Annotated in this window: 15 protein-coding genes; 11 read left to right on the forward strand and 4 right to left on the reverse strand. The window is 34.2% G+C overall.

All coding sequences use genetic code 11. The annotated features are described in order from the left end of the window. Positions 1–10: 10 nt before the first annotated feature. The gene (locus tag EC501_RS02030; protein WP_122970626.1) at positions 11–370 is read left to right on the forward strand and encodes a response regulator; all 360 of its coding nucleotides are present in this window, start codon (positions 11–13) and stop codon (positions 368–370) included. A 130-nt stretch (positions 371–500) separates the two neighbouring features. Further along, a complete protein-coding gene (locus tag EC501_RS02035) occupies positions 501–992 on the forward strand; it encodes a CcdC family protein (protein WP_122970627.1) in 492 nt (163 codons plus the stop codon). 53 nt (positions 993–1,045) lie between these two features. On the opposite strand, the gene EC501_RS02040 is transcribed toward EC501_RS02035, so the two are convergent. After that, positions 1,046–1,477: a DUF2621 domain-containing protein gene (locus tag EC501_RS02040; protein WP_277749706.1), complete on the reverse strand. Its 432-nt coding sequence runs from the start codon at positions 1,475–1,477 to the stop codon at positions 1,046–1,048. Between the two features lie 124 nt (positions 1,478–1,601). Here EC501_RS02040 and EC501_RS02045 point away from each other — a divergent pair, with 124 nt between their 5' ends. The 5 genes from EC501_RS02045 (at position 1,602) to EC501_RS02065 (ending at position 3,579) form a co-directional block, all read left to right on the forward strand. Then, positions 1,602–1,820 (forward strand): DUF1659 domain-containing protein, encoded by a 219-nt coding sequence (locus tag EC501_RS02045; RefSeq protein ID WP_122970628.1) that lies wholly within the window; start codon positions 1,602–1,604, stop codon positions 1,818–1,820. A 29-nt stretch (positions 1,821–1,849) separates the two neighbouring features. Next, a complete protein-coding gene (locus tag EC501_RS02050; protein WP_122970629.1) occupies positions 1,850–2,077 on the forward strand; it encodes a DUF2922 domain-containing protein in 228 nt (75 codons plus the stop codon). 87 nt (positions 2,078–2,164) lie between these two features. Further along, entirely contained in the window at positions 2,165–2,293 is a 129-nt protein-coding gene (locus tag EC501_RS02055; RefSeq protein WP_122970630.1) for a YvrJ family protein, read from the forward strand. A 115-nt stretch (positions 2,294–2,408) separates the two neighbouring features. Then, positions 2,409–3,023, forward strand: a complete 615-nt coding sequence (locus tag EC501_RS02060) for an SCO family protein (RefSeq protein WP_122970631.1) — start codon at positions 2,409–2,411, stop codon at positions 3,021–3,023. Between the two features lie 124 nt (positions 3,024–3,147). After that, on the forward strand, positions 3,148–3,579 hold the full coding sequence (locus EC501_RS02065; RefSeq protein WP_122970632.1) for a CBS domain-containing protein: 432 nt from the start codon (positions 3,148–3,150) through the stop codon (positions 3,577–3,579). A 170-nt stretch (positions 3,580–3,749) separates the two neighbouring features. Here EC501_RS02065 and EC501_RS02070 read toward each other — a convergent pair whose 3' ends face one another. Further along, a complete protein-coding gene (locus tag EC501_RS02070; protein WP_122970633.1) occupies positions 3,750–4,856 on the reverse strand; it encodes a methionine biosynthesis PLP-dependent protein in 1,107 nt (368 codons plus the stop codon). A gap of 196 nt (positions 4,857–5,052) precedes the next feature. Continuing rightward, positions 5,053–5,445 (reverse strand): large conductance mechanosensitive channel protein MscL, encoded by a 393-nt coding sequence (gene mscL, locus EC501_RS02075; protein WP_122970634.1) that lies wholly within the window; start codon positions 5,443–5,445, stop codon positions 5,053–5,055. Between the two features lie 143 nt (positions 5,446–5,588). Between mscL and EC501_RS02080 the strand changes: the two genes are divergently transcribed. Next, on the forward strand, positions 5,589–6,278 hold the full coding sequence (locus EC501_RS02080) for a lytic transglycosylase domain-containing protein (protein ID WP_122970635.1): 690 nt from the start codon (positions 5,589–5,591) through the stop codon (positions 6,276–6,278). A 159-nt stretch (positions 6,279–6,437) separates the two neighbouring features. Here the strand turns inward: EC501_RS02080 and EC501_RS02085 are convergent, their stop codons facing one another. After that, entirely contained in the window at positions 6,438–6,695 is a 258-nt protein-coding gene (locus EC501_RS02085) for a GlsB/YeaQ/YmgE family stress response membrane protein (protein ID WP_122970636.1), read from the reverse strand. An 843-nt stretch (positions 6,696–7,538) separates the two neighbouring features. Between EC501_RS02085 and ilvD the strand changes: the two genes are divergently transcribed. From ilvD to ilvN, 3 genes are all read left to right on the forward strand, one after another. Then, on the forward strand, positions 7,539–9,209 hold the full coding sequence (gene ilvD / locus EC501_RS02090; RefSeq protein ID WP_122970637.1) for a dihydroxy-acid dehydratase: 1,671 nt from the start codon (positions 7,539–7,541) through the stop codon (positions 9,207–9,209). 425 nt (positions 9,210–9,634) lie between these two features. Next, positions 9,635–11,404: a biosynthetic-type acetolactate synthase large subunit gene (ilvB, locus tag EC501_RS02095; RefSeq protein WP_122970638.1), complete on the forward strand. Its 1,770-nt coding sequence runs from the start codon at positions 9,635–9,637 to the stop codon at positions 11,402–11,404. Further along, positions 11,401–11,919, forward strand: coding sequence for an acetolactate synthase small subunit (gene ilvN, locus EC501_RS02100; RefSeq protein WP_122970639.1), 519 nt, complete (start codon positions 11,401–11,403; stop codon positions 11,917–11,919). The genes ilvB and ilvN overlap by 4 nt, the downstream gene beginning before the upstream one ends. The last annotated feature ends 8 nt before the right edge of the window (positions 11,920–11,927 follow it).

Genomic DNA, 11,927 nt, shown 5'->3' on the forward strand with positions numbered 1-11,927 from the left:
GGAATATATTATGCCAACAGTATTAATAGTAGACGATACACTTTTTATGCGAGTAAAAGTTGGCAATATGTTGAAGGAATGGGGTTTTGAAATTGTTGGAGAAGCTTCAAACGGTAAAGAAGCTGTAGAATTGTATAAACAATTACAGCCTGATCTCGTCATAATGGATGTTACAATGCCGATTATGTCTGGATTAGATGCTGTAAAAGAAATACTGCCCCAATATCCTAATGCAAATATAATAATGCTATCAGCTCTCGATCAACAAAAAATTATAGTTGAAGCAATTGAAGCGGGTGCAAAGGATTTTATTACAAAACCTTTTGAACAAAACCATTTGAAAATGATCGTTGATAATATTTTTGATTAATAATGAACTATAAAGAATCCTGCTAATCTTTTAGCAGGATTTTAATTGAGCATATTGTGGAATTTATTTAGAAAATAAGGTATTATCAATACGTTATTTTATATAGAGATTGCAAGAGGAGGGAAGAGTTATGTTCGTTAATATACCTTCTCAATATTTAATAATCGGTTCAACAGTAATGGCAATATTTATGGGATTATTTGTAATGTTTGTTCGTATCCGATCTCAAAAAAAACCAGTTACTGCTAAGAAAATCTTAATTCCTCCCATCGCTATGTCATCAGGTGCTCTGATGTTTATTTTTGAGGAATTCCGTGTTACACCGTTACAAATATTAGAAGCTGTCGTAGTTGGAATTATCTTTTCAACCGTATTAATTGCCACATCTAAATTTGAAGTAAGGCAAGATGAAATTTACATGAAACGTTCAAAAGCTTTTTTCTTTATTTTAGGAGGATTACTCATTATTCGAGTGTTTATGAAAGTAATTCTTTCTAATTCCTTTAATATAGGTGAACTTGGCGGAATGTTTTGGATTTTAGCATTCTCTATGCTATGGCCTTGGCGAATCGCCATGTTTATACAATATAAAAAAATTGAAAAAAGTTTAATTACAGCTTAAACAAAAGGGATTGTCGATGGACAATCCCTTTTGTTCATATGTAAAAAGATCACTTATTCAAAATATTGTTCATAAGGCGATACATCAATTTTCATTTCATCTAATTTTTTTCTTAAAAACTTATGATCCCGTTTTGGTGTTGCTTGAATATAACCTTTAATAATCAAATCATGGGTTATAGATTTCGCTTTTTCTTTTAAAGCAATTTCTCCAATTTTCCCCGCGATTTTTTCCTTTGCTACTTGTCGAAACAACTCAGGAACAGGACTTACTAATTCATTTAATAATTCCTTGGACTCATCATTCCAAAGATGGATTGTTTTATCTAAATAATAATTTTGCCAATCCAAATCTGACTTTCCATCCTGTTTTGGCAATGCCTTCAAAAATTTTCGGAACATGAAAAATCCACCAATACCCATTAACGTAATGAGGACGAATACCCAAAATAATATAAACCATAAAAACCAACCTTCTAAATTCAAACCGTTCACCTCTTTAATTTCAATAATATCTATTATAAAAGGAACTTCAAAAGTTTTCACTAAATTTAATGTCTCTTTTTCCATCATTAGAAGGTATTTATATTAATGAAAGGGGGAATGAAAGATGGCAGCATATAATTTTGAAAATGCCACATTAAAATTATCATTTGAAACAGGGGTTGATGAGCAAGGCAAGCCAATTATAACTTCTAAGACGTACAGAAATGTCCGTGCTAATGTGGAAGCTTCACAAATTGCTGCAGTAGTTCAAGTGTTAGCAAGTCTTTCAAACTACACATTACAAAAAGCACAAAAAATCGAAACTGAATTTGTCGAACTATAATGCAATGAAAAAAGAAGGGAGTTTTTTAAATGGCACAAGTATTAGAGTTGAAATTTGATACAGCCAATGGCAAAACAATGACACTATCTGTAAATGAACCGAAACCAAACTTAACACCTACGGAAATCACAGCGGCGATGCAAACAATTATGACAGCTGATGTTTTTCATAATGAAGGACATAAATTAGTAGCGATAAATCAAGCCCGTATTATTGAACGCAATATTTCGGAATTTAATTTAACACAAAATAGTTAAAAGAACATCAGATTAGAAGTCGGCAAAATCATCCATCAGATTTTGTCGGCTTTTTTATTCAAGTTATATCGAATGGAGGAAAAATTGATGCAAGAATGGGTCTCTTTAGTTCAAGAAATCGGTTTTCCAATACTCGTATCATTTTATTTGTTGTACCGTATTGAAACGAAACTTGATGCAATTCACACTGCCATTATATCCATGCATCAAAATTAATTGTTAAAATAAAGTGGTAAAATTCACAAATTTGTTCGAGAACTATTAACTCGAATGGTTGTACTAAGTTTAGTATTTCGATAATATGAGAGAAGGACTAGAGGGAGTGAATACATTGAAAAAGAAATTAGTCGGACTTATCGGAATACTAACACTTATAACTATTTTAAGTGCATGTAGCAATTATAAATTTAAACCGGATATTGAATATGAAGTGGAAGATTTTACAGCTATGAATCATCGCGGTGAAGAAGTTTCGCTCGAGCAATTAAAAGGGAAACCTTGGTTAGCTATGTTTATATTTACAAATTGTACAACGATTTGTCAGCCAATGACTTTTAATATGACAACAATTCAAGAAGAATTAGAAAAACGTGGAGTGGAAGATTACAACATTGTCGGTTTCTCCGTAGACCCAGCCAATGATACACCGGAAGTACTTTCTGAGTATTTAAGTCATTACACATTAGCAGATGAATCGAAATGGAATTTACTAACGAATTATGATCAAAAATGGATTGAACAGTTCGCATTAAATTCATTTAAATCATTAGTGAAAATGCCGAAAGAAGGGGATCAAGTTATTCATGGTTCAACTTTTTACCTTGTAGATGAAAAAGGAACGGCAGTTAAAAGTTATACTGGTTATTCTGACAGTGCAGATGGTGTTCCATATGAGACGATTGCAATCGATATGGAAACTTTAATTAAAGAAAGATTAGATAAATAAAATTTTAAAAGTCAGGTATAGTTGCCTGGCTTTTTTTATGTTTTTTCTTTCCATTCATCCTTTTAGGAATAATTTTATTGAAATAACAGAAAATAAAAGTGTAAATTTGAATGGAGGTAAGAAAATGAAAACTGTTTCTGAAATCATGACGAAAGATATTAAAGTATGTACCCCCCACGATTCTGTAACAGCTGCTGCCAAAATTATGCGCGATATTGAGTGTGGTTCCGTACCTGTTTGTGAAGGAAAGGAAGTAGTAGGGATTATTACTGACCGTGATATCGTAATCACTTGTGTAGCAGAAGGAAAAGATAGTAATTCTGTTCACTGTCATGACTGTATGTCAACTGATGTTGTTACGTGTACAGCGGATACTGATATTCATGAATGTGCACGAATGATGGCACAGCACCAAATCCGTCGTATTCCAGTTGTAGAAAATGGAGAAATTGTAGGTATAATTGCAATTGGTGACTTAGCAAGAGAGAATATTTATGTGAATGAAGCAGGGGATGCTTTAAGTGATATTTCTGAGCACTCTCGTTACGATCATTAAAATGAATTAACGGTTAAAAGACGAAATATAAAAATCTGCTATTTTCTATGAAGTGTGTCAAATGGTCAATACAGAAGTCATAGCATTTTTTTATGCTATGACTATTTTGGTTGACGTCATTGTCTACGTACATTTCATTAAAAACGAGCAGATTTTTCTTATGTTATGTTTTAAAACTCTTGTCTTAATTGATCAAATACTTGTTTTAAATCAGCAATAATATCCTCAGCTTCTTCTACTCCAACAGAGAAACGTAACAAACGATCATCCACACCACGTGCAACTCGCTCTTCATATGGAATATCCGCATGGGTTTGGGTAGCTGGGTAAGTAATAAAACTTTCAACTCCTCCAAGACTCTCCGCAAAGGTAATTAATTGAATTTTTTGAAGGAAAGGATCTACCATTTCTGCTTTTTGAACTCTAAAGGATAACATACCACCTTTACCGGTATACAAAACATCGCTTACTAAAGGTTCAGATTCTAGATAAGCGGCTACTTTTTTACCGTTTTGATCATGTTGTTTTAAACGAAGGTGCATCGTTTTTAATCCTCTAATGACAAGCCAACTATCCATAGGGGAAAGTACTAATCCCATTCCATTATGGGCAAAGGCTAATTTTTCACATAAACTTTCTCCTTTAGCAACGACTAATCCTGCTAATACATCATTATGTCCTGCAATATATTTCGTTGCACTATGTAATACAATATCTGCACCATGTTCGATTGGACGCTGGAAGTATGGTGTATAGAAAGTATTGTCAACGATAAATAATAAATGATGCTTTTTACAAATTGCTGCAAATTGATCAAGATCAAATTCAATCATAAGTGGGTTTGTCGGTGTTTCAAGGAAAATTGCTTTCGTATTTTCGTTAACAAGACCTTCTATCTCTTCAATAGAAGAAAAATAGACAGGGTTTATATTATATGTTTCACTAAACGTTTTTAATAAGCGGTATGTACCACCGTAAATATCATCAGGTACGATAATTTCATCTCCTGGTTTAAACAAGGAAAGAACGAGCTGAACTGCTGCCATACCTGAACTACAAGCAAAACCAGCATCACCATTTTCTAAGTCAGCAATACCTTTTTCTAAAATTTCACGTGTTGGATTTTTCGTTCGAGTGTAATCATATCCAGTCGACTGTCCAATTCCATTATGTTTATAAGCCGTTGACATATAAATGGGAGGATTGACAGCACCCGTTTTAATATCACTTAAATTTCCTAATTGAACAAGCTTCGTTTCAATTGAACGCTTTGTCATATAAATCACTTCTTTCTCTTTCAAAGTTGTCACATTTTACGAAACATTAGCAATGAACCGATTATTAATATAATTTATCACGTTAAAGTAGTGAAAACAACACTCTCGTAATGAAAGATAATATTTACATGGAAAAAGAATGAAAAAAGGTATAAATAAAAAGTATTTAACCAATAATAGCTAAATACTTTTTGAATTAAGATTGTTTATTTTTTAATAAATCACGAATTTCCATCAGTAGCTCTTCTTTTACATCAACTTCAGGAGCTGAAGGCTCTTCTGCTGTTTCTTCTTTCTTTTTACGATTTAATTTCGTTAATAGTCGTAATACCATAAAGATAGAAAAGGCAATAATAATGAAGTCAATGATAGATTGGATAAATACACCGAGTTTAATTTCTGCTTCGCCAATACCGAAAATAAGGCTATTTGTTAAATTTATACCACCTGTAATCATACCGATAAGTGGGGTAATAATATTTTCTACTAATGATGAAACAATTTTACCGAAAGCAGCACCAATAACAACACCGATTGCTAGATCGATAACATTACCTCTCATAGCAAATTCTTTAAACTCTTTCCACATTTTATATCACTCCTTGTTGTATAATACATAAATAGTATAGAAAGCTATTTTACATAAAGCTACCTTTTATTACAATATTTAAAATAAATTTTATTTAATTAATAGTTTTGAATCATAAATATCTCTTTAAGGATGTGGCTAAAGTGGCAAATAAAACTTTTAAAAAAAAGCCAAAAAAACCATTGATTAGCCCTGCTAAAAAATTATTTCTTATCGTTTTATTAATTCCTGTTTCCGTAACAGTTTATTTTTGTGTTTTTTTAGTTTGGGATAATATAAAAAATTTCTCCTCGCTTCATCATGAGGAGAAAATTAACATTCAAGAACATTTTGATATTGAAATTCCAGAGGAGTATATCCCTATATATATTTCAGCAGGAGAAGCATATGGAGTACCATGGACATTATTAGCAGCACATCATCGTGTAGAAACAAAATTTTCAACTATGAAGGAATTAATATCTCCCGCTGGAGCTGAAGGACATATGCAATTTATGCCGTGTACCTTTGTCGGTTGGAATCATCCAACATGCAGTGGGTTAGGAGAAGGGGAAATTCCTGCAGTTGAAAAAACAAATCCTGAAATGATCGAAAAATACGGTGGATTTGGGGTTGATGCAAATGGCGATGGTATAGCCGACCCTTACGATATTGAAGATGCCATTTATAGTGCAGCAAATTACTTATCAAAATCAGGAGCTTCTGACGGAGAGTTGAGAAAGGCCATTTTTAATTATAACCATAGCGAAGAATATGTAGAAGATATATTGTATTATTATCATCTATATGAAGAAGTCGGCGAGGAACTTGTACAATTGAGTCGAAAAAATTAAATATCATTTATAAAAAACTGCCTTTTTTCTACGGCAAAAAAAGACGAAAGACTCATCATTCATCGATTTGGATACATCATATAGTTTGAATGAGTGGAGACTTTCGTCTTTATCCGTAGTTAAAAACAAATTTTATTCTTTTTAGACAAGAACATTGAATTAAGTCGCTTTTCTCATTGATCTCATAATGAGACTTACAATAAAGATTAAAACGATTGCACCAATTAGAGCAGGGAAAACGTAAAAATCAGAAACTTGCCATCCCCAATTTCCTAACACAGCACTGCCGATCCAGGAACCAACGATACCGGCTACAATGTTTCCGATAATTCCTCCAGGCACATCTCTACCGATAATGACTCCAGCAAGCCACCCAAGTACTCCGCCAATAACTAAATACCAAATGAAGCTCATCATTATTTAGTCAACTCCTTTTATTTATTAAAAGCGTGTACTTACCTATAGCCTAAAATTTGATCATTAAACTTGAATTAAAGTCTTACATCCTAGGTAATACAGCTCTTTAGTAAGTAATATGCACAATTATTAAAGAACAAATGCATCAATACATTCGAATTTAATTGGATCCGTAAATCATCCAACGGTTTTCATTGAAAATTTTTAAAAAACGTTCACAAAATATTCAAAAACTTTTGCTTTTTTAAAAAAGAGGGAGTATAATTTCAAAAAAGAAATAAAAAATAAAAAAATGAGGTGTTTAGTATGGATATGAAAATGATGAAAAAGTTAAATCGACGTGGAATACTTTTGGCCTTTTTGCACAGTGTCATACTATTGAACCTCTCATGGGATTTATTTCTAATAAAATAACAATGCATCAGCAAAAGCCTAGTAAATACTAGGCTTTTTATTTTTTCAAAAAAAGATTTTTAACATCCATATGATAAGAGCTCCTTCAAAGAAAATGAATCTGATTATCAAAATTAATTATTGGATTTTATTTAATAAATCATAAAATTTTGAAAAAATTTCAAAATTAATTAAAAAAACATAATGCTTGTTATAACGTGATTGTAAACGATTACAAATTATTAGAGTTTTTCAAATTGTGAAAATAATTAAAAAATCATATTGACCTAACAACGGTTTTTGTACTATGATAACAACAATTTAAAACGTTCGCTCTAGTAAAGCGAACACAATCATGTAACTTAAATCCAACATGATTGAACAATTTTTAAACTATTATTCTATTTAAAATTTCATAACAGAGTAGAAAACATGAGGGGCGTTTCAATAATGAGAAGTGACATGATTAAAGTAGGAGTTGATCGTGCTCCTCACCGTAGTCTTCTTTATGCTACTGGTAAAGTAAAAGCGAAAGATTTAGGGAAACCATTTATCGGTATATGTAATTCTTATATCGATATTATTCCCGGACACGTCCACTTACGTCAATTTGCGGACGTTGTAAAGGAAGCAATCATTGAAGCAGGTGGTATTCCATTCGAATTTAATACAATTGGTGTTGACGATGGAATTGCAATGGGGCACATTGGAATGCGTTATTCGTTACCAAGCCGTGAATTAATAGCTGACTCAGCAGAAACGGTTATTAATGCCCACTGGTTTGATGGTGTATTTTACATTCCTAACTGTGACAAAATTACACCAGGAATGTTAATGGCAGCTGTACGGACGAATGTACCTTCTATATTTGTCTCAGGTGGCCCAATGGAAGCTGGTAAATCATCTTCAGGAAAACAATTATCATTAACATCTGTCTTTGAAGGTGTTGGAGCACATAAATCAGGGAATATGTCCGCTGAACAACTATTAGATATCGAAAATAATGCTTGTCCAACATGCGGTTCATGTTCAGGAATGTTCACAGCAAATTCGATGAACTGTTTAATGGAAATGTTAGGTGTAGCCCTTCCTGGAAACGGTACGATTGTTGCGACGAGTGAACAACGACACGAACTTATAAAAGAAGCAGCTAAACATTTAATTCGAATGATTAAAGAGGATATTAAACCTCGGGATATTATTACTAAAGAAGCAATTGATGATGCATTTGCCCTTGATATGGCAATGGGTGGTTCAACGAATACAGTTCTTCATACCCTAGCTATTGCAAATGAAGCTGAAATTGACTATGACTTACAGGATATTAATAAAGTTGCAGCCCGCGTTCCATACTTAGCCAAAATAATGCCAGCATCTGATATTTCCATGGATGATATTAATAAAGCTGGTGGCGTAAGTGCCATTATTAATGAGTTAACAAAAATTCCAGGAGCTATTCATCCTAATCGCTTAACCGTTGCAGGTAAAACGATGGAGGAACTAGTGAAGGATTATCAAATTACCAATGATCAAGTCATTCGTACAAAAGATAATCCATATAGCCCTGTTGGCGGATTATCTATTTTATATGGTAACATTGCACCTGAAGGTTCTGTTATTAAAGTTGGTGCGGTGGACCCATCCATTCAAACCTTCGTCGGTGAAGCTATTGTTTTTGATTCCCAGGACGAAGCACAAGCAGCCATTGATAACGGAACTGTAAAAGAGGGACATGTTGTCGTTATTCGTTACGAAGGGCCAAAAGGTGGTCCGGGTATGCCAGAAATGCTTGCTCCTACATCAGCCATTATGGGGAGGGGGCTAGGAACAAAAGTAGCTTTAATTACAGATGGACGTTTTAGCGGTGCTTCAAGGGGAATATCGATTGGACATATTTCACCGGAAGCTGCTGAAGGAGGTCCAATCGCTTTAATTGAAAATGGTGATACCATTGTCATTGACTTACCAAACAGAACAATTCACCTTGAAGTTTCAGACGGAGTGTTAAATGAACGTCGTCAAAATTTAAAACCATTCGAACCTAAAATTAAAAAAGGATGGTTAGCAAGATATTCAAAACTTGTAACAAATGCTTCTAAAGGCGGCATTATGAAAATATAATTCATCAGACTGGTTTATTAAAGTGATAATGGAAAAGTAAATATGTAAATTCGATGATGAGGTTAAAGGTTATAGAGTCTTGTATTTACCAGAGAGTCGGTATTGCTGGAAGCCGATGATACAACTATAACTGACATCCCCTCGGAGTGAGCTATTAAACGCGATTAGCCATTAGATAGCTCCGGGCATATTTCGAAGTGCTCGTTATAAACGAATAGTGTTCCTGTCTAGTTGCACATAAAAATTTCTAAATATTTAGAATTTTATGTAGATAGGTTGTTAAAACTATTCACGAGGTAGCAATTTGCTACGAATAAGGGTGGTACCATGAAAGTCTTTTTCATCCCTACGCGAAAGGTTTCTTTTGCGTTGGAGAAAAAGGCTTTTTTATTTTTATTTTTTAAGTTAAAAGGAGGCGTCAACTAATGACTGCTAATGTATCAACAAGCGAAAAATTAGATGCAACTGCAAAAAGTCAATCACAACCTGAAGAAAAGTATAAACCAAGAAATGGTGCAGACTTACTAATTCAAGCACTCCATGATCAAGATGTTGAAATTGTTTTTGGTTACCCTGGTGGTGCTGTATTACATTTATATGATGCTATGTATAAAAATCCAATCCGACATATTTTAACAAGACATGAACAAGGTGCTATCCATGCAGCGGAAGGATATGCACGAGTTTTAAATAAACCAGGTGTTGTTATTGCAACAAGTGGTCCTGGTGCAACGAATTTAGTAACCGGAATTACAGATGCCATGATTGACTCCATCCCGTTAGTCATTTTCACAGGGCAAGTTGCCACTTCTGTCATTGGATCCGATGCTTTTCAAGAAGCTGATGTAATCGGCATTACTACACCTATTACAAAACATAACTATCAAGTACAAGATGTAAACGATATTCCGAGAATTGTAAAAGAAGCTTTCCATATTGCGAATACTGGTCGGAAAGGTCCTGTGTTAATTGACTTCCCTAAAAATATTTCTGCAGATGTTTTTGATGAAGCTTTAGCGGAGGCAAGTAGAGAAAAGGAAATATATTTACCAGGATATCAACCAAACTCAAAACCGAACTATTTACAAATTCAAAAGGCGATCCAAGCAATTAGTGAATCGAAAAAGCCATTAGTTTTGGCTGGGGCAGGTGTATTATTTGCCGATGCGCGGGAAGAACTGACGGCATTCGTAGAAAAATACAAAATTCCTGTAGTCAATACTTTATTAGGTTTAGGAAGTATTCACGGTAATCATGAATTGAATTATGGAATGGCTGGCATGCATGGGGCTGTCGTAGCCAACGATGCAATTCAAAACACTGATTTACTTATTAATATTGGCGCTCGCTTTGATGACCGTTTAACAGGAGACACAAAACGGTTTGCACCTAACGCAACGATTATCCATATCGATATCGACCCAGCTGAAATTGGTAAAAATATTCCAACGGATGTACCTATCGTCGCGGATGCAAAGGAAGCTTTAAAAGCGATCTTGAAACAGGATTTCCAAGCTCCAGATACAAATGGGTGGATCGATTATTTAAATGAAAAGCAATTAAATTTCCCATATTGGTATGTTGAAGATGAGAAAGAAATATTACCTCAACAAGCTATTCAATTGATCCATTCTATTACAAATGGTGATGCGATTATTACGACTGATGTTGGTCAACATCAAATGTGGGTTGCCCAATATTATCGCCAAAATTATGGTCATCAATGGGTTACTTCGGGTGGCCTTGGCACAATGGGATTCGGATTCCCAGCTGCCATCGGTGCCCAATTTGCCAAACCGGATAAAAAGGTCATTGCAATTTGCGGTGATGCTGGCTTTCAAATGACCGCACAGGAACTTTCCTTATTAAAGGAATTCCATTTACCTGTAAAAATTGTTATTTTAAATAATTTTGCATTAGGTATGGTTCGACAATGGCAACAAACCTTCTATGAGGGGCGCTACTCCCAAAGTTTAATGCCCGTACAACCCAACTTTGTAAAACTAGCTGATGCGTATGGCATTAAAGGTTATCAAATCGACACATTAGATGAAGCCAGTGCAATTTTTGAAGAAGCATTAAATTCTGACGAACCCGTTTTAATCGATTGTCGGGTAAAGCAAGTAGAAAACGTATATCCAATGGTTGCACCAGGTAAAGCATTACATGAAATGATCGGGGTGAAGAAATTTTGAAACGCGTCATTACAGTATCCGTTATAAACCAAAGTGGTGTATTGAACCGTATTACCGGACTCATGATGAAAAGGCAATTTAATATTGAGTCCATAACGGTTGGTCATACAGAACAATTAAACATTTCAAAAATGACTTTTGTCGTCAATGTAGAAGATGAAGTAAAGTTAGAACAACTTATTAAACAATTGTCCAAACAGATTGATGTGTTGAAGGTAAACGATATTACAGAAAAATCGATTGTACTAAGGGAACTTGCCCTTATTAAAGTCGTATCTCCTGGAAATGTCCGGTTGGAAATGAATGCAATTGTTGAACCGTTCAGACCACAAATTATCGATACATCTAAAAATGTTGTGACATATCAAGTCGTTGGTCATCCAGACAAAATTGATGCCTTTATAGAGCTTATACGTCCCTATGGTATTAAAGAATTAACAAGAACTGGGGTTACAGCATCTGTCAGAGAAACACAACCGTCAGATAATACACCACAACTTTCCATATTGAAGTAATTATTTAA

This window comes from Lysinibacillus halotolerans, from assembly GCF_003711845.1.
Classification (GTDB): Bacteria; Bacillota; Bacilli; order Bacillales_A; family Planococcaceae; genus Ureibacillus; species Ureibacillus halotolerans.

Bases quoted from the DNA above. Each gene is read 5' to 3' on its own strand.
- EC501_RS02030 (WP_122970626.1), top strand. From the start codon at position 11: ATGCCAACAGTATTAATAGTAGACGATACACTTTTTATGCGAGTAAAA.
- EC501_RS02035 (WP_122970627.1), top strand. From the start codon at position 501: ATGTTCGTTAATATACCTTCTCAATATTTAATAATCGGTTCAACAGTA.
- EC501_RS02045 (WP_122970628.1), top strand. From the start codon at position 1,602: ATGGCAGCATATAATTTTGAAAATGCCACATTAAAATTATCATTTGAA.
- EC501_RS02050 (WP_122970629.1), top strand. From the start codon at position 1,850: ATGGCACAAGTATTAGAGTTGAAATTTGATACAGCCAATGGCAAAACA.
- EC501_RS02055 (WP_122970630.1), top strand. From the start codon at position 2,165: ATGCAAGAATGGGTCTCTTTAGTTCAAGAAATCGGTTTTCCAATACTC.
- EC501_RS02065 (WP_122970632.1), top strand. From the start codon at position 3,148: ATGAAAACTGTTTCTGAAATCATGACGAAAGATATTAAAGTATGTACC.
- EC501_RS02070 (WP_122970633.1), bottom strand. From the start codon at position 4,856: ATGACAAAGCGTTCAATTGAAACGAAGCTTGTTCAATTAGGAAATTTA.
- mscL (WP_122970634.1), bottom strand. From the start codon at position 5,445: ATGTGGAAAGAGTTTAAAGAATTTGCTATGAGAGGTAATGTTATCGAT.
- EC501_RS02085 (WP_122970636.1), bottom strand. From the start codon at position 6,695: ATGATGAGCTTCATTTGGTATTTAGTTATTGGCGGAGTACTTGGGTGG.
- ilvD (WP_122970637.1), top strand. From the start codon at position 7,539: ATGAGAAGTGACATGATTAAAGTAGGAGTTGATCGTGCTCCTCACCGT.
- ilvB (WP_122970638.1), top strand. From the start codon at position 9,635: ATGACTGCTAATGTATCAACAAGCGAAAAATTAGATGCAACTGCAAAA.